The sequence below is a fragment of the Streptomyces wedmorensis genome, assembly GCF_000716445.1.
GTDB lineage: Bacteria > Actinomycetota > Actinomycetes > Streptomycetales > Streptomycetaceae > Streptomyces > Streptomyces wedmorensis.
On sequence record NZ_JNWK01000016.1, the window covers coordinates 27,769 to 44,208 of the forward strand.

At 73.0% G+C, this 16,440-nt stretch carries 15 protein-coding genes; 7 read left to right on the forward strand and 8 right to left on the reverse strand.

Annotation, left to right across the window (positions count from 1 at the left end):
- Window positions 1-2: 2 nt before the first annotated feature.
- Window positions 3-212: a hypothetical protein gene (locus OO54_RS15145; RefSeq protein ID WP_033203395.1), complete on the reverse strand. Its 210-nt coding sequence runs from the start codon at window positions 210-212 to the stop codon at window positions 3-5.
- Between the two features lie 158 nt (window positions 213-370).
- Here OO54_RS15145 and OO54_RS15150 point away from each other — a divergent pair, with 158 nt between their 5' ends.
- Window positions 371-1,540: an esterase-like activity of phytase family protein gene (locus OO54_RS15150; protein ID WP_033203509.1), complete on the forward strand. Its 1,170-nt coding sequence runs from the start codon at window positions 371-373 to the stop codon at window positions 1,538-1,540.
- A gap of 69 nt (window positions 1,541-1,609) precedes the next feature.
- Here the strand turns inward: OO54_RS15150 and puuE are convergent, their stop codons facing one another.
- Window positions 1,610-2,521: an allantoinase PuuE gene (gene puuE, locus OO54_RS15155; RefSeq protein WP_033203396.1), complete on the reverse strand. Its 912-nt coding sequence runs from the start codon at window positions 2,519-2,521 to the stop codon at window positions 1,610-1,612.
- A 161-nt stretch (window positions 2,522-2,682) separates the two neighbouring features.
- Here puuE and OO54_RS15160 point away from each other — a divergent pair, with 161 nt between their 5' ends.
- Window positions 2,683-3,873 (forward strand): 4-hydroxybenzoate 3-monooxygenase, encoded by a 1,191-nt coding sequence (locus OO54_RS15160; RefSeq protein ID WP_234439417.1) that lies wholly within the window; start codon window positions 2,683-2,685, stop codon window positions 3,871-3,873.
- A gap of 142 nt (window positions 3,874-4,015) precedes the next feature.
- A complete protein-coding gene (locus OO54_RS15165; RefSeq protein ID WP_033203398.1) occupies window positions 4,016-5,902 on the forward strand; it encodes a methyltransferase in 1,887 nt (628 codons plus the stop codon).
- A 146-nt stretch (window positions 5,903-6,048) separates the two neighbouring features.
- Here OO54_RS15165 and OO54_RS15170 read toward each other — a convergent pair whose 3' ends face one another.
- On the reverse strand, window positions 6,049-6,351 hold the full coding sequence (locus tag OO54_RS15170; protein ID WP_033203400.1) for a hypothetical protein: 303 nt from the start codon (window positions 6,349-6,351) through the stop codon (window positions 6,049-6,051).
- Window positions 6,352-6,824: 473 nt separating this feature from the next.
- On the opposite strand from OO54_RS15170, the gene OO54_RS15175 reads away from it, so the two are divergent.
- Window positions 6,825-7,502 (forward strand): class I SAM-dependent methyltransferase, encoded by a 678-nt coding sequence (locus OO54_RS15175; RefSeq protein WP_033203402.1) that lies wholly within the window; start codon window positions 6,825-6,827, stop codon window positions 7,500-7,502.
- A 60-nt stretch (window positions 7,503-7,562) separates the two neighbouring features.
- The gene (locus OO54_RS15180; RefSeq protein WP_033203404.1) at window positions 7,563-8,519 is read left to right on the forward strand and encodes a nucleoside hydrolase; all 957 of its coding nucleotides are present in this window, start codon (window positions 7,563-7,565) and stop codon (window positions 8,517-8,519) included.
- Between the two features lie 269 nt (window positions 8,520-8,788).
- On the opposite strand, the gene OO54_RS15185 is transcribed toward OO54_RS15180, so the two are convergent.
- Window positions 8,789-10,384 (reverse strand): hypothetical protein, encoded by a 1,596-nt coding sequence (locus OO54_RS15185; protein ID WP_033203406.1) that lies wholly within the window; start codon window positions 10,382-10,384, stop codon window positions 8,789-8,791.
- Between the two features lie 518 nt (window positions 10,385-10,902).
- Window positions 10,903-11,583, reverse strand: a complete 681-nt coding sequence (locus OO54_RS15190; protein WP_033203408.1) for a TetR/AcrR family transcriptional regulator — start codon at window positions 11,581-11,583, stop codon at window positions 10,903-10,905.
- 71 nt (window positions 11,584-11,654) lie between these two features.
- Here OO54_RS15190 and OO54_RS15195 point away from each other — a divergent pair, with 71 nt between their 5' ends.
- Window positions 11,655-12,761, forward strand: coding sequence for an FAD-dependent oxidoreductase (locus OO54_RS15195; protein WP_033203409.1), 1,107 nt, complete (start codon window positions 11,655-11,657; stop codon window positions 12,759-12,761).
- 146 nt (window positions 12,762-12,907) lie between these two features.
- Entirely contained in the window at window positions 12,908-14,098 is a 1,191-nt protein-coding gene (locus tag OO54_RS15200; protein WP_051786962.1) for an aminotransferase class V-fold PLP-dependent enzyme, read from the forward strand.
- 129 nt (window positions 14,099-14,227) lie between these two features.
- Here OO54_RS15200 and OO54_RS15205 read toward each other — a convergent pair whose 3' ends face one another.
- The 3 genes from OO54_RS15205 to OO54_RS15215 all read right to left on the reverse strand — a co-directional run bounded on the left by OO54_RS15205 (window position 14,228) and on the right by OO54_RS15215 (window position 16,335).
- Entirely contained in the window at window positions 14,228-15,388 is a 1,161-nt protein-coding gene (locus tag OO54_RS15205) for a GTP-binding protein (RefSeq protein ID WP_033203411.1), read from the reverse strand.
- 6 nt (window positions 15,389-15,394) lie between these two features.
- The gene (gene rpmF / locus OO54_RS15210; RefSeq protein ID WP_033203412.1) at window positions 15,395-15,565 is read right to left on the reverse strand and encodes a 50S ribosomal protein L32; all 171 of its coding nucleotides are present in this window, start codon (window positions 15,563-15,565) and stop codon (window positions 15,395-15,397) included.
- A gap of 221 nt (window positions 15,566-15,786) precedes the next feature.
- Window positions 15,787-16,335, reverse strand: a complete 549-nt coding sequence (locus OO54_RS15215; RefSeq protein WP_033203413.1) for a GNAT family N-acetyltransferase — start codon at window positions 16,333-16,335, stop codon at window positions 15,787-15,789.
- Window positions 16,336-16,440: the final 105 nt, after the last annotated feature.

Consider the following 16,440-nt stretch of genomic DNA (forward strand, 5'->3'; position numbering starts at 1 on the left):
GCTCAGTAGTCGCCGAGGCGGATGTCGTCCTGGACGTAGCGGAAGTACGGGTCGGTCACCGCCTCGGCGGCAGGGAGGTACTCGGCGGCGGCGATCCGTCGCGCGAAGCCCTGGCGCGACGCGGGGAAGGCGTCCTCCGCCGGCAGTTCCCGGGTGATGGCGACGCCCTCGTGGGCGGCCGCCGCGGAGTCGTACGGGCGCGCGGCGTGCATTCACTCTCCAGGGGCGGGCGTCCGGGCGGCGCGTCCGGTGCCCGCGGACACGTGCCCGCGTACGCCGGGGAGAGCGGTGTGATGATGTGTCAGAAGCCGCCAGGAATACCCGGTCGGGTGACTGCGGCGCCATGGCGTTCACAGGCAAGATCATCGGCATGACCTCATCCCTGGCGCGCCGGGCGTGCGCCGTAGCCCTGCTCCTGACCTCGACGCTGGCCCCCGCGGTGGCGGCCGCCGCCCCACCCGACGGGGGCGGCCGCCCGTCGGAGCGGGCCGCGCAGGCCCGTCTGCTGGGCGAGAAGATCGTCCCGTACAAGCTCGAATTCCAGGGCACCACCGTCGGCGGCTTCTCCGGCGTCGACCGCAACCGGTGCACCGGCGAGTACGTGTTCATCAGCGACGACCGCTCGTATCTGCAGCCCGCGCGCTTCTACACCGCCAAGCTGGACGTGGACGCCGCCGGCGTGCACTCCGTCGACTTCACCGGCACCCACCCGTTCCTCCAGGAGGACGGCTCGGTCTACCCGTCGCCGTCCGCCGCCGACGGCAAGGCGGTCGACCCGGAGGAGATCCGCGTCGACCCGCGCAGCTGCCACTACTGGTGGGCGCAGGAGGGCGACCGGCCCAAGGCGGTGGGCGCCGGACCGGTGATCCAGCCGTCCGTGCAGTTCGCCGGCCCCACCGGCGCCCACCTCGGGCGGTTCCGCCTGCCGTCGAACTACGAGGTCACCATGGAGGAGCGCGGCCCGCGCCGGAACCAGGCGATCGAGGCGATCACCTTCGGCGCCCAGGGCCGTATCGTGACCAGCGCGGTCGAGGGCCCGCTGATCCAGGACGGTCCGGTGCCGGACCTGGAGCACGGCGCGCTCGTCCGGGTCACCCGGCAGACCCGGGGCGGCCGGGTGCTCGGGCAGTTCGCGTACCCCCTCGAGAAGATCTTCGCCGAGTCCGACCCGACCAGCCCCTGGGCCCCGGACACCGGAGTCCCGTCCCTCCTCGCCTTCCCCGACGACCCCGACCGCTACCTCGTGCTCGAACGCACCTGGGTCGCCGGATCGGGGTACAAGATCCGCCTGTACGACGCCACCACCCGCGGCGCGACCGACGTCCAGGCGATGGACTCCCTGGCGGGACGGCCCGTCGTCCCGATGCGCAAGAAGCTCGTCGCGGACTTCCACACCCTGGGTCTCTCCACCGTCGACAACACCGAAGGCATGACGTGGGGCCCGGACCTGCCCACCGGTGAACGCTCGCTGATCCTCGTCAGCGACGACAACTTCGCCGACGACGCGGTCACCCAGATCGTCGCCCTCGCCGTGCGCTGAACCGCCGGCGGCACCCCGCTCCACCCGCGCCTCCACCTGCCCGCCGGGCAGATGGAGGCGCGGGCGCGTTCAGGAGGGTGGCGGGTGCGCGGCGAGCCAGTGCCTGGCGATCTGCTCGCGGGTGGCGACCCAGGCCCCGCCGCGCTGCGCGACGTACGCCAGGAAGCCGTCGAGAGCGCGCACGCGACCGGGCCGGCCGATGATCCGGCAGTGCAGGCCGACGCTCATCATGCGGGCGGCGCCGCCCGCGCCCTCCGCGTGCAACGTGTCGAAGGTGTCGACGAGGTAAGCGAGCATGTCGTCCGCGGTCGTGAACCCGTGGACGATCAGGAACTTGAAGTCGTTCGCGTCGAGGCTGTACGGCACCACGAGGTGAGGCCGGCCGGCGACTTCGACGTAGAACGGCAGATCGTCCGAGTAGTCGTCGGAGTCGTACAGGAACCCGCCCTGTCCGACGACGAGGCGCCGGGTCGCCGGGCTCGTCCGGCCCGTGTACCAGCCGACGGGCCGGCGTCCGACGAGCCGCTCGATCGTCGCGGCCGTACGCGCGATGTCGGCGCGCTCCACGTCCTCGGGAACGTCGCGGTGGTCGATCCAGCGCCACCCGTGCCCGGCCACCTCCCAACCCGCCGCGCCCATCGCGCGCGCCGCGTCCGGATTGCGCTCGAGGGCCTGTCCCACGGCGTGGACCGTGAGCGGCACGCCGTGCGCCCGGACCGTGCGGTGAACGCGCCAGAACCCGGCCCGCGAGCCGTAGGCGAACATCGACTCGACGTTCAGGTCCCGTCCGCCGGTCACCGGCGGCGCGCCGACCACCTCGTGCAGGAACCCCTCCGACGCCACGTCCCCGTCGAGGACGTTGTGTTCGCCGCCCTCCTCGTAGTTGAGCACGAGACTGACGGCCACCCTCGCTCCGCCGGGCCAGTCCGCACGCGGCGGCTCGGCGCCGTAACCGACGAGGTCGCGCTGGTTCTCCGACACGGGCGGCACCCTACCCCCGCCCGGCCGCCGCGCCGTGCGCCGCGCCGCGACCCACCCGCCGTGCCCGCCGGCACGGAGTGGAGAATCCTTTTCTCGTGGAACGTGGCATTCGGGTGATGTCTGACGCGCGGCCCACTTGACCGTGCTTAAGATCCACTTTCGTGACAGACAGTCAACACATCGGGAAAGGCCGCGAGTCGGCCGACATCGTCATCCTCGGGGCCGGTCCCGCCGGGCTCGTCCTGGGCAACCTCTTACTACGGAGCGGGATCGACTGCGTCGTCCTCGAACGCACGGGACGCGATCACGTCCTGAACCGGGCCCGGGCCGGTTTCCTCGCCGCCCACACCGTGCGGGTGCTGCGGCGCCACGGCCTGGACGAGGGACTGCGGCGCAGCGGACGGGAGCACGGCGTCTGCGAGTTCCGCACCGAGGACGGGCGCTTCCGGCTCGACTACCAGCGGCTCGGCAACGGCGAACCCCACACCGTCTACCCCCAGCACGAGCTGGTGGCCGACCTGCTGGCCGCGTACGTCGGCGCCGGCGGCCGGATCCACTTCGACACCGAGGCGGTGGAGGTCGGCGGTGCCGACGGCGACCGGCCGTGGGTGGCGACACGGGAGCCGGACGGGCGGACCGTACGGTGGGGTGCGAGGTACGTCGCCGCCTGCGACGGACGCCACGGCGCCGGGCGCGGTTCGCTGCCGGAAGGGGCCGTACGGCACCACCGCGACCACGGGGTGTCCTGGCTGGGCCTTCTCGCCGAGGCGCCGCCCAGCCTCGACGCCGTCGGTTACGCGACCCACCCCCGCGGCTTCGCCGGGCACATGGCCCGGACCGCCGACATCACCCGCTACTACCTCCAGTGCGACCGCGGCACCGCCGCCGGCGACTGGAGCGAGGAGCGGATCTGGGACGAGCTGGACCTGCGGATGCGCAGCGCCGACTACGGCCCCCTGCGTCGCGGGCGGATCCTCCAGCGGACCGTCGTCGACCTGGAGTCGGACGTGCTCGCATCGCTCCGGTACGGATCCCTCTTCCTGGCCGGTGACGCGGGCGGCCTCATCAGCCCCGCCGCCGCGAAGGGCGCCAACCTCGCCGTCCTGGAGGCCGAACTCCTCGCCGAGGCCTTCGCGGACGACCTCCACCGCGGCGACCCCGGGCCGCTCGCCCGCTACTCGGACCGCTGCCTGACGCACATCTGGCGAGCGCAGGAGTTCTCCCACTGGATGATCCGGCTTCTCCACGGCGCACCGCCGTTCCAGGAGGGAATGCGCCGGTCCCGCATGGAGTCGCTGCGGACGTCCCGTACCCACCAGGACTGGTTCGCCGAGCAGTACGTCGGCATCTGACCTCCGCCCCGCGCCGCGAGGTCCCGGTCCGCGGGCCGGGGCCGTTCCCCACGTCGGCGCCCGACTTCCGCCTACGCCTTCCCACATCCCGGTCACTCGGCCGGGGCCCGTTCCCCTCCCCCTTCACCGAGGATGCCCGCTGATGATCCCCCCTGCCCTGGCCACCGGCCTCGCGCCCGACGACGTCCGGCGCCTGCGCGCGACCGCCGAGTTCGTCCGGGACCAGGAGACCTCCGTCCTGCTGTCCCGCGTCCTCCCCGGCCTCGACGGTCCCGAGCTGCGAGCGGTGGCGGACCGGTGCCGGTTCGCCCACGCCGCACTGCTGGTGTTCCCTGCCGACCCGCCTGGGCTGCGGGCCGGACTCGCCGCGTGCGGGCTTTCCGACGACGTCGGGTCGCGGCCCAGCGTCGTCGTGCGCGACCGGGTCGCCGCGCGCCACGGACTCGACGCCGCCGATCTTGACGTAAGGATTCTCCGGCCCGCCGTGCACGGTCCCTCCGGGGAACGCCGCGCCGTCGAGGTGTTCGCCCTCACCGTGCCGCCCGCCTCCCCGCTGTCCGCCCTCGCCGTGCACGAACGCGACCACGACCACGAGGCCCACCTGGCCTTCGACGTGGACCGGCCCGATCCCCTCGTGCTGCGCGGGCTCCGCGCGTGCCTCGCCCGGCACGGGGCGGTCGCCGACGGAGGCGGCTACAACCCGCACGAGGACGGGACCGTCTTCTACTTCGCGACACCTCCCGGTACGAAGACCGACTACCGGCGCATGGAGCTGTACGCGAGCGGCGACCACCGCGACCTGCTCGCCGAGCACCTGGCCGAGCGGCCGAACCCGGAAAGGGACCCGGAGAGCGCCCCGGAAACCGACCAGGCCACCGCCCCGGAAACCGACCAGGCCACCGCCCTGGAAACCGACCAGGCCACCGCCCTGGAAACCGCCCCGGGAACGGTCCTGGAAACCGCCCCGGGAACGGTCCTGGAAACCGCCTCGGAGACCGACACGGAGACCGCCCCGGAATCCCGCGCGGCGGAAACGCTCCTGAGGCTGCTGACCGGTGCCTGGACCACCCAGGCCCTCGCCACCTGCGCCGCCTTGCGACTGCCGGAGGCCCTGAGCCCGGACGTGCCCTTGAGCGCGCCACAGCTGGCGCGCGAGGTCGGGGCGAGCCCGGAGGCGCTGGGGACGCTGCTGCGGTACCTCGCGATGCTGGGCGTGGTGACCGAGGACGAGGACGGGTTCCGTCCGACGGCCCTCGGCCGGCTCCTGCGCGAGGACGCCGCCGGCTCGATGCGGCCCCTGGCGCAGATGTACGGCGGCCCGTTCTACCAGTCGTTCGCGCATCTGGAGCACTCCGTTCGGACCGGTGAGCCGGGCTTCGATCACCTCTACGGCGAGAACCACTTCGTCCACTTCGCCCATGACCCCGGCCTCGCCGCCACCTTCGACCGCTCCATGGCCGCCAGTTCCCGGATGTTCGACCCGCTGCCCTCGCACCCCGTGGTCACCGCGGCCGCGGCCGCCCCGGGGCCCCGCACGGTGATCGACGTCGCCGGTGGCACCGGCGAACTCCTCGGGCGGATCCTGACCGCCCATCCTCCGCTGCGCGGGATCATCCTGGAACGTCCGCACGTCGTGGCCGCCGCCCGGGACCGGCTCGACTCCACCGGGGTCGGCGACCGGTGCGCCTACCGGGTCGGCGACTTCGCCGACGTACCACCGGCCGGAGACGTGTACCTGCTCTCCCGGGTCCTGCACGACTGGGACGACGAGCGGTGCCGCGAGATCCTGGGCCACCTGTCGCGTGCGATGCCCTCGCACGCCGATCTCCTCGTCGTCGAACGCCTGCTGCCCACCGACGCAACGCCCTCCCTCGCGACCGCCTGGGACCTGCACATGCTGTGCAACACGGGTGGCCGCGAGCGCCGGGCCGACGAGTACGCCCGGCTCTTCGAGGCGGCCGGCCTCACGCTCGTCGGCCACCGCCCGCTCCCTCTCGACGCCCACGTCCTCCACGTACGGAAACGCTGACGTCGCCCCGCCGGGGCCCGCGGACACCGCGGTCCCGGCGGGACCTCCCTACGACGCGCCCGCCGTGACCGCGACGACGACCTCCGGCGCCGCCGTGACGGAGGGCGGGCGTCGAGCGCGCCGCACCACGGACGGGGCGGTGTGGGTCACGACGACTTGCCGAAGTGGACGACGAACATGCCGTTCTCGAGGTACGGCTTGGTGACGTACAGCTCGTGCTCTCCGGTGTCGGCGTTGTGCGCGACGCCCGCGAAGACCTTCTCGCCGAGGAACGCCGCGTTGGTCATGGTGCTCTTGGCGATGACGCCGAGACAGCCCTCGACGCCCATGTCGCCGGAGATCTCGGCGGAGAAGTCGACGGCGAGGGTGGGTTCCTTGAGGACGAGGCAGATGTCGACGGTCGTACGGGACGGGAGTGCGAGGTCCGAGGGGAAGCGGACGCGCAGCACCGAGCCGCCTTCGAAGCCGCCGAGTTCGACGCGCGAGGCGGGCGCCGGCTCGAAGTCGGCGCGCGCGAGGCGGGCGTCGGCTCGAAGTCGGCGCAGTAGGTGTCCGGCGACACCTCCGTGAGCCGGAAGCCGATGCCCGCCGAGGCGACGGGCGCCCCGTTCCGGAAGACCGCCACCTCCGAAAAGGTGAGCAGGGTGTCGGCGTGGTCGACCTTCTCCGTGTGGATGTCGGTTCCCGTCCCGGGCCACATGAGGAGGTCGCCCGAGGTGGCCTTCCCCACCGGTCCGAACTCGAACGGGCCGGCAGAAACGAAAAGCCACGTCTGTTCGGTCGGTGGCACTCACGAGCGAGGACGCGCCGGGGCGCACGCGCCGGTGTTTCCCACGGCGTGGGCCCGAACTCCCCAAGCGCGCCGCCGGTTCGTGGTACGAACCCCACGTACGCACGCACTCCACGACGGAAGGGGATCGGAATGGCACACGACGGCGCGAAGGGGCGGACGATGTCGGCGGCGGAGCTGTTCGACGGGTTGGGGATCGAGTACGAGCAGGCGTTCGTGCGGTTGCCGGAGCAGGCGGCGGCGGTGGAATGGCTCGTCGCGCGGCTGGGGGAGGGGGCCAGAGTGCTCGACGTCGGCAGTGGCACCGGGCGGCCGGTGGCCGAGCTCCTCGTGCGTGCCGGGTGCCGGGTGACCGGCATCGACGTGTCCGGTGAGATGGTGGCGCTCGCGGGTGCGCAGGTGCCCGGGGCGCGTTTCGAGCAGTGTGACGTGCGGGCCTTCGAAGCGCCGGAAGGCAGCTTCGACGCGGTGTGCGCGTTCTTCCCGCTGATGATGATGAGCCGGGCGGAGGCGGCCGCCACCCTGAAGCGGATGGCCGGCTGGCTGGCTCCGGGCGGCTACCTCGTGACGGCGACCGTGCCCGCGGACGTGGAGGACGTCGAGATCGTCTGGATGGAGCGCACGGTCAAGGTCTCCAGCTTCTCGGCGGACGAGTACGTACGCCTCCAGCGGGAGGACTGCGGCCTCGACGTGCTGCACCACGCCGTGTCGGTCTTCGCCCCGGACGACGACCGCGCGGCCCCCGAGGAACACCTCTTCACCTACGCCCGCCGCCCGGCCCTCGCGGACGATACGGCTCCGGCGGCCTGACGGCCCGATGGCCGGAGCCGCGTCCTTCGCCCGGAGGGCCGGGTGTGGGACGGTGGGGGCATGCCGGTTCCCGTGATTCTCGACTGCGATCCCGGTCACGACGACGCCTTCAACATCCTGCTCGCCGCCGCGCACCCCGCCGTCGAACTGCTCGCGATCACCACGGTCGCGGGGAACCAGACGCTGGAGAAGACCACGCTGAACGCCCGGCGGGTCTGTTCGGTGGCCGGGATCAGGGGGGTGCCGATCGCGCCGGGACGCGACCGGCCGCTGCACGGACCGCGCAGGGTCGCCGAGAACATCCACGGTGACTCCGGCCTGGACGGGCCCGGCTTCGCGGAGGGCGAGCCGGAGGTGCCGCGGGACCCGCGTGACGCCCTCACCCTCATCCGGGACACCCTGCTCGCCCATCCGGCGCCGGTGACGCTCGTACCGACCGGGCCGCTGACCAACGTCGCGGCCTTCCTGCTGGCCCACCCCGAGCTCGCCGGGCGGATCGAGCGGATCGTGCTCATGGGGGGCTCGACGGAGCGCGGCAACACCACGCCCGCGGCCGAGTTCAACGTCCTGTGCGATCCGGAGGCGGCGGACATCGTCTTCCGCAGCGGTCTGCCGGTGACGATGTTCGGCCTCAACGCGACCCACCAGGTGCGGGCCACCGCCGAGGTCGTCGCCCGGATCGCCGCGCTCGGCACCCCGCTGAGCGGGCTCTGCGTGGACCTGCTCACCTACTTCGCGTCCACCTACCGTGAGGTGTACGGCTTCGACGCGCCCCCGCTGCACGATCCGCTCACCGTCGCCCACCTGATCGACCCGTCACTGGCCAAGCTGGCCCGGGCGGCCGTGGCCGTCGAGCTGAACGGCACGCACACACGCGGCGCGACGGTGGTCGACCTGCACGGGGTGACGGGCCGGCCCGCCGACGTCGAGGTGGCCGTGGAGGTCGACGCGGACGGCTTCTGGGACCTGATCGTGGAGGCCGTGCGCACGCTCGGCGGCTCCGCGAGCCGGTCCTAGGGGGTGTCTTGCCGATCAGGCCGGGCTCGCGGCGTCTGGTGCCGCGCCTCGCCGCGTTGTCGTCGGTCCACGACGCTCCGCGTCGCCTCCCTCCTCCGCCTTGCGATCCGTCCCCTCGGCCCTGGCGGGCCCGGGGAGGCCCCAGGCACCGGACGCCGCTCCCTGATCCGGCCCGATCGACAAGACACCCCCTAGGAGCGCCCGTTCGGCCGTACCCGTACCCGGAGGGAGCGGCGCTCCGTCCGGGTACGGGAGGAAGGGCCCGGCCGCTACGGCTGGCCGTCGAGCCAGCTCAGCTTGTGCCCGTAGAGCACCCGCTGGCAGTAGTCCGTGCCCACGGGGTCGGAGGCGTCACGGGTGGAGGTGCAGTCGGCCGCCGAGCCCGGACGGTGCTCGGAGAGGGACCACAGGCGGCCCGTGCCGCGCTCGACGTAGAGGTCCTCGGCGCCGCGGGCGGTCTTGACGGCCTGGCCGTTCTGGACCAACTGGCCGTTGCTCCAGCGGTAGCGCCAGAGGTTGCCGGGCTCGTCGGTGCCCTTCGACTCGTTGACGTACAGCGTGCCGCCGACGGCTGCCGCGCCCTGCGCGCCGCCGTTGGTCAACGGCAGGTAGTTGGCCCAGCCTTCGGCGGTCACGTCGGCCGAGCGTCCCTCCAGGGCGGCGACGGGGAAGGAGGCGATGCGGCCGGTGGACGGGTAGCCGCTTGCCGGACGGCAGTACTCGCCCATGAGGAGCCGGTCGGGGGTGGTGCCGCGGTCGAGCGAGATGTACGAGGCCTTCGGGGCGCCCGTGGAGACGCAGGCGTAGGAACCCACCGGATTGCTCTGCGTCGCCTTGAACTTCCACGCGGCGACCTGCGGCATGACGTAGCGGTAGCCGAAGCTGTACCAGACGTTGTCGTGCCGGCCGACCTTCGTCTTGTCCTCGACGTTGGCGGTGGTCTTCACCCCGTCCGTGTCGGAACCCATCGCGTCGTGCGTGCTCGGGATGCCGTCCGGGTCCAGGTCCATGATGTAGCGCATGTCGAAGACGCGCAGGCCGTTGCGGGTGTCGGCGACGTACAGGTAGTTGCCGTACCAGACGATGCCGCCGGCGTGGACGCCCTTCTGGATCGGGTACTCGGCGGCGTGCAGCCCGTCGAAGGAGACGTGGTCGGCCGAGTTGACGTACGTCCAGCCCAGCAGGACGTGCCGGTACTTGATCTCGGGGCTGCCGGTGGCGGGGTTGGCCCGGCTCTGGACGAAGGTGATCCGGACGCCCTTCTGGTTGCAGGCGTCGTCCGCCGCCAGCTCGGCCGCGGTGCAGTCGCCGGTCGCCGGGTTCGGGTCGGTCTCACGGCCCGGGTCCCAACCGTCGTACGAGGCGAACAGCTGGATGTTCCCGGCCTCGCCCCACAGCTCGTTGTCCTTGGCGTCGGAGACGCCGGTGAAGCCCTGCGGCACCCACTCGCGGGAGGTGGAGTCGTCGCTCTGGAGGCAGTACTTGATGTCGGGATCCGCGGCGGTGCCGAAGGGATCGCGGGAGCACCACGGATCCACCGTGCGGTTCGCCCCCGCCAGAAGGTTCTGCACTCCCGACTTGGGGAGCACCGAGTCCAGGCGCGTGACCCGCGTGGTGGTCTCGGAGTTCAGCGCGCCGGGCGACATCGTGAAGTCACCGGGCGAAGCCGCGCCACCGGGCGAGGTCCAGGCGGTGGCCGCGAACGGCGAGGACGCGGCTTCGGTGGCCAGGGGCTCCTGGACCGTGGAGTCCGGTGCGTCCTGCGGGGCGTTCTCGGCCTGCGCGGGGGCCGCGAGGCCGGTGAACGCGAGCGAGGCCGCGGCGGCCGCCGTGACCCACGCGCGACGTATTCGCCTTGAGGGCATGTGAAGTTGCCTCCGTTGCTCATGTGCCGGACAAGTCGAACGGAGGCTTCCAGAACGTCCGAGTGCGACGCAACCGAGATCGATGTATCGGCAACGCAGCTCTTCCGGACGGTGGTTGATGGTGTTTTAGGTGTATCGGGCGGTGGAGGAGTGGGGCATCCCCGGACGCCGGAGTGGCGGTGAAGGGCCGTGCGCCGGGCGGTCGGTGCAGGACCTGCCATTGATCCGCACAAGATCCACACGGCGGGCGGTGCGTGCGAGGCGGCGGTCGTCCGGCGCCTGTCCCGTCACCGCCGACGACGGGGAGGCGCCCCTGCCCGAGGCCGGCGTCAGGCGTTGAACGGGACGGGTGGCGCCCTGCCCGAGGCCGGCGTCAGGCGTTGAACGGGACGGGTGGCGCCCTGCCCGAGGTCGGTGTCAGGCGCTGAACGTAGTCGGCGCGGCGGTCCTCTGACCCGCCGTCCAGGCGCGGACCACTGCGCGTACGAACGCCGGGTGTGCGGTCCTTCGGGCGGCCGTCAGCGTGAGATGCGGGCTTCGATGCCGTCGAGCAGGCAGTCCAGGCCGATCCGGAAGGTGTCGTCGGCGTCCAGGTGGGCGGCGTCGCGCACCACCGCGGCCAGGGCGGGGAAACGGCCGGTGGCGAAGGTCCGCTCCAGGTACGGGCCGAGGGAGGCCTGCCAGCGCTTCTCGTCGAGCCCGGTGGCCCGCTCGGCACGTCGCTCGGCGATCTCCCGGCGTACGGCGCCGATCACGTACGCGTTGACCGAGGCGACCACCGGCATGACGGCGTCCAGGTCCACGTCGCCCAGGGCGGCCACCACGGTCTCTCCCGTGGCCAGCGCGTGCGGCCCGAGCTGCGGCCGGCCGCCGAGGAGATCGGCGAGCCATTCGTGCTCGTGGGCGGCCTGCCGGGTGGCTTCGGCCAGGGAGCGCAGCACGTCCCGCCAGCCGTCTCCGACCGGCCGGATCTCGGCGTGGACCGCGTCGACCATGAGGTCGAGCAGCTCCTCCTTGGACGCGATGTAGCCGTACAGCCGCATCGGCCCCACGCCCAGCACGCCGGCGACCTTGCGGAGCGATACCGCTTCCAGGCCTTCCGCGTCGGCCGACTCGATCGCCGCCCGTACGATCCGCTCCCGGTCCAGCGGGGCCGGCACGGGTCGGTTCGGCGGCTCCGGCCGCTCCCACACCAACATGCCGCTCACATTACATCGCAGTGATCGATACACTGTATCGACTCGTACGGTGTATCGAAGGGGAGGCGGCCATGACCATCGCCATCGTCGGAGCCGGACTCGGCGGCCTGGCTCTCGCCCGCGTACTGCACGTGAACGGCATGAGCGCCGTCGTGTACGAACGCGAGGCGTCACGCGACGCGCGCGGCCAGGGCGGCATGCTCGACATCCACTCCGGGCAGCGGGCGCTGCGCGAGGCCGGTCTGATCGACCGGTTCCACGCGATCGCCCGCGCCGAAGGCCAGGACATGCGCCTTCTGGAACCGGACGGCACCCTGCTGCTCCAGGAGGACACGCCCGACGACGCTCCGCTCGACCGGCCCGAGGTCGACCGCGCCGACCTGCGCGACCTGCTCCTCGACTCCCTGCCCGAGGGCACGGTGCGCTGGGGGCACGCGTTCGCCTCCGCCGAGAACGGCCTGCTCCACTTCGCCGACGGCGGCAGCGCGCCGTACGGCCTGCTCGTCGGCGCGGACGGTGCCTGGTCCCGGGTCCGCCCGCTGCTCACCGACGCCCGCCCGGCGCACATGGGCCAGAACGTCGTCGAGATCGGCATCCCCGACATCGACCGCACCCACCCCGACCTCGCGGCGATGGTCGGGCGCGGCAACTACTGGGTGCTCGGCGGCGGACGGTCCCTGGCGGCGCAGCGCAACGGCGACGGCCGCGTGCGCATCGGCCTCAGCTTCTACGGCACCGACGAGGACTGGTTCGCCACCAGCGGGATCCCGTTCGACGACCCGGCCGCCGCCCGGGCGCGCCTGATCGACCTGCTCCCCGGCTGGGACCCGCGGTTCACCGCGCTGATCGAAGCCTGCGACGACACGGTCGTGCCCCGGGCGATCAGCACGCTCCCGGTCGGCCTGACCTGGCCGTCGACCCCCGGCGTCACGCTGCTCGGCGACGCCGCGCACCTGATGCCGCCGGTGGGGGAGGGCGCCAACATGGCCCTGCTCGACGGCGCCCTGCTCGGCCTGGCGCTGGCCGGGCGGCCGGACGACTTCCCCGCCGCCGTGGAGGAGTACGAACGCGAGATGTTCGAACGCACCGGTGCTGCCGCCCGGATGTCCGCGGACCTGCAGGAAGTGCTGATGTCGCCGGACGCCGCCCGGAGAATGCTCGCGTTCTTCCAGGGGTGAGGTCCGTCCGCACCGCCGCGCCGCCGAACGGGCCGAACGGCGGCCCGGCCCCCCTCCGGTCGCCGGTTCTCGGCCGACGGAGGCGAGCGCGACGGTGACCGGGACCGAGCGTCGGCGAGGGCTCCCGCGGCGGTATCTTCCAGGGCATGGCCAGTGAAGACGAACAGAGTGACGAGTCGCTCGCCGGTGCGGGCGTGCCTGCGCCGGCAGGGGCGTTCCCCGGTGGCGGCGAACTCTTCCGGCTGGACGCGCGGGTGGCCCACCTCAACCACGGCTCCTTCGGCGCCGTGCCGGTCCCGGTCGCCCGGGCCCAGCGGCACATCGCCGCCGAGGCGGCCGCCGACCCGGACGCCTTCTTCCTCGGCGTCGGGGACCGGCTCGCCGACGCCCGCGCCAGGATCGCCGCGCGGCTCGACGCCGACCCGGAGGGGATCGCGCTCGTCACGAACGCGACCGAGGCCGCGCATCTGGCCCTCGACGCGCTCGGACTGACGCCCGACGACGAGGTGCTGGTCACCGACCACGGATACGGCACGGTGGTCGACGCCGTCGCGCGCCGGGCCCGGCCCGTCACCGTCCCGCTGGACCCGGCGCTGCCGGACGAGGACGCGGTGCGCGAAACGGTGCTCGCCGCGCTGACCCCCCGCACCCGGGTGGCGGTGCTCGACCAGATCACCTCGCCCACCGCGCGCATCGTCGCCGGGCCACGACTCCTCGCGGACCTCGCCGAACGCGGCGTGACCACCGTCGTGGACGGCGCCCACGCGCCCGGCATGCTCGCCGCGCCGCTGGAGGGCGGGCCTGACCTGTGGTTCGGCAACCTGCACAAGTGGGGTTACGCGCCACCGGGTTCCGCCGTCCTCGCCGTCGCGCCCGCCCTGCGGGGCCGGGTGCCCGCGCCCGTGCCGTCCTGGGAGGACCACCGGGGATTCCCGCGGGCCGTGGAGTACCGGGCCACCGCCGACTACACGGGCCTGCTCGCCGCCCCCGAGGGCCTGGACCTGATCGCCGCACTCGGCGCGGAGCGCGTACGGGCCCACAACAGCGCCCTCGCGGCCCACGGCGCCGAACTGCTGGCCCGACTGCCGGGCGTGACCCCGCTCCCGGGCGACGACCGGCTCGCCCTGCGGGCCCTGCGCCTGCCGTCCCGGTTCGCCCGGACCAAGCCGGAGGCCGACGCCCTCCGCGAGGAGATCATGCTCCGGCTCGGCTGCCGGGTCCTCATCTGGCCGTGGCCGGGCGGCGGCGGCATCCGCGTCTGCGGCCAGATCTACAACCACCCCGCGGAGTACGAGCGCCTCGCCCGAGGACTCGGCTCCCTGCTGGACGGCGCCTGACGTCGCGTTACGCCCCCCGTTCCGCCGGGACCCCGACGGGAACAGCAGGGCCCGCCGAGGAGAGCCGGGCCGGACGGTGCCGTGGCTGCGACCACCGCCCGGCCCGGAGTGCCGGGTGTGTTCAGGCGTTCAGGCGGCCCGCTCGTGCTCGCAGGCGTCCTCGATGCCGTACGTCTCCCAGGCCGGGAAGTCGTCGTCGGCGGGGACGGCCTCGCCGGGCGCCAGCAGGCAGGCGTCCAGCGCCGCGCGGAGGGCGTCGGCGCGGAGTCCGGTGCCGATGAAGACGAGCTCCTGCCCCTGCGTGGTGTCCGGGCCGAGGGCGCCGGACGGTTCGAAGCGGGCGACGGCGCCGGCCTGGGACCAGAGGCCCGTCACGCGGGGGCGGGTGGCGAGCCGGAAGAAGCCCTTGGAGCGCAGGACCCGTCCGAAGGCGCCGCTGTCCAGAGCCTCCGTGACGAAGGTCCACAGACGGCCGGAGTGGAAGGGCCGTTCGGAGCGGAACACGAGCGAGGAGATGCCGTACTCCTCCGTCTCCGGGACGTGATCTCCGTTGAGCTCCTTCACCCAGCCCGGTGCCTGCTGGGCCCGCTCCACGTCGAACAGGCCCGTGCCCAGAACGTGTTCGAGGGGGACGCGGCCGCGGACCGCGGGGACGATCCGCGCCTCCGGATTGAGCCGGGACAGCGTGGCGCGGAGTCGTCGCGCCTCCTCCGGTCCGACCAGGTCGAGCTTGTTGAGGACGATGACGTCCGCGAACTCGACCTGGTCCACGAGGAGATCGCTCACGGTGCGCTCGTCGTCCTCGAACGGGGCGAGTCCGCGCGCGGCGAGTTCCTCTCCGCCGTCGAGTTCCGGCAGGAACCCCGCGGCGTCCACGACGGTCACCATCGTGTCCAGCCGGGCGAGGTCGCCGAGGGTGGCCCCGTCGTCGCGGGGGAAGGAGAAGGTGGCGGCCACGGGCAGCGGTTCGGAGATGCCGCTGGACTCGATGAGCAGGTGGTCGAAGCGGCCTTCGCGCGCCAGCCGTTCGACCTCCTCCAGCAGGTCGTCGCGCAGGGTGCAGCAGATGCACCCGTTGGTCATCTCGACCAGCCGCTCCTCGGTGCGGGACAGAGCGGCCCGGCCGCCGCGGACCAGCGCGGCGTCGATGTTGACCTCGCTCATGTCGTTGACGATGACCGCGACCCGCAGTCCTTCGCGGTTGCCGAGGAGGTGGTTGAGCAGGGTGGTCTTCCCCGCCCCGAGGAAACCGGACAACACGGTCACGGGAAGCCGGTCGGTGGGCGTCATGAGCGCTCAGCCCTCCGGTCGGAGGAGGCCGCGCTCGTACGCCTTCACCAGGCGCTGCGGGACCCGGTGGACGACGCCGTCGACGGTGACCGGCACCAGGTGGGGTGTGGTCGCCTTCCACCGGGCGCGGCGGTGGCGGGTGTTGCTGCGGGACATCTTCCGCTTGGGGACGGCCATCGTGGGACTCCTCGATCGGTGGGTGACGCGCCGAGGCTATATGAAAATGGTTGCCATTATCAATTTGAGAGGGTGGGTGCCGGCGCCCTGAAGCGCGTGGCGCCGCTCCGCAACCCCTACGGGACGCGCCGTCCGCCGGTGCCTGACTCCCCGACGGAGGCCGTCCCGCCCGGTCGCGCGCGGGACGGCCTTCCGTCGGGACTCGCCGCACGGCACTGCTCCTAGGGCATGGGGATCTCGAAGTGGACGGTGCCGACGCCGGGGCCGTGTTCCCCGGTCGTGCGGGCGTCGAAGACCTCTTTGGCCATGCTCCGCCAGAAGGACTCGGCGCCCTCGATGTCGACGTTGGTGTGCAGGTAGATGCTGTCGTAGCCGGGGGTTTGGGCGACGAAGGCGCAGGCCCGGTCCACGAGGGTGCGCGCGAGGCCCCGGCGCCGGTGCTCGGGGCGCACGTAGACCCGGACGAGTTGCGCGGTGGTGCCCGAGGGGTAGCGCTCGGCGAGCCAACGCGGGTGCGGTGGGTGGGCCGGTCCCGTCGAGCGGACTCCGGTGGTGGCGACCACCTGGTCGCCGTGGGTCGCGACGAGCAGCAGGTGGCGAGGGTCGTCGAGGTAGGTGCTCTCGATCTCGACGACGTCGCGGTGCCACGCGGGCACGTAGCCGTAGCCGAAGTCGCGGTAGACGGTGTCGAGGATGACCTGGCGGGCGCCTTCCACGTCGGCGGGACCGGCGGGGCGCACGGTGTAGGGCGGGTGTGGGGCGTGGTTCATCGGAACCTCCTGGGCGGGGGTGGGGGCGGGTCCCCTGGGGTGCGTACGGCGGCGGGCGGGTGTCTCGCGAGCGGAGAAGCGCGCCTCCATAGATGACAATGAAAA

Coding starts and splice junctions, on each gene's coding strand:
- OO54_RS15200 (WP_051786962.1), top strand. CDS start 12,908: ATGGCCAGTGAAGACGAACAGAGTGACGAGTCGCTCGCCGGTGCGGGC.
- OO54_RS15150 (WP_033203509.1), top strand. CDS start 371: ATGACCTCATCCCTGGCGCGCCGGGCGTGCGCCGTAGCCCTGCTCCTG.
- OO54_RS15195 (WP_033203409.1), top strand. CDS start 11,655: ATGACCATCGCCATCGTCGGAGCCGGACTCGGCGGCCTGGCTCTCGCC.
- rpmF (WP_033203412.1), bottom strand. CDS start 15,565: ATGGCCGTCCCCAAGCGGAAGATGTCCCGCAGCAACACCCGCCACCGC.
- OO54_RS15145 (WP_033203395.1), bottom strand. CDS start 212: ATGCACGCCGCGCGCCCGTACGACTCCGCGGCGGCCGCCCACGAGGGC.
- OO54_RS15185 (WP_033203406.1), bottom strand. CDS start 10,384: ATGCCCTCAAGGCGAATACGTCGCGCGTGGGTCACGGCGGCCGCCGCG.
- OO54_RS15180 (WP_033203404.1), top strand. CDS start 7,563: ATGCCGGTTCCCGTGATTCTCGACTGCGATCCCGGTCACGACGACGCC.
- OO54_RS15175 (WP_033203402.1), top strand. CDS start 6,825: ATGGCACACGACGGCGCGAAGGGGCGGACGATGTCGGCGGCGGAGCTG.
- OO54_RS15205 (WP_033203411.1), bottom strand. CDS start 15,388: ATGACGCCCACCGACCGGCTTCCCGTGACCGTGTTGTCCGGTTTCCTC.
- OO54_RS15190 (WP_033203408.1), bottom strand. CDS start 11,583: ATGTTGGTGTGGGAGCGGCCGGAGCCGCCGAACCGACCCGTGCCGGCC.
- OO54_RS15215 (WP_033203413.1), bottom strand. CDS start 16,335: ATGAACCACGCCCCACACCCGCCCTACACCGTGCGCCCCGCCGGTCCC.
- OO54_RS15165 (WP_033203398.1), top strand. CDS start 4,016: ATGATCCCCCCTGCCCTGGCCACCGGCCTCGCGCCCGACGACGTCCGG.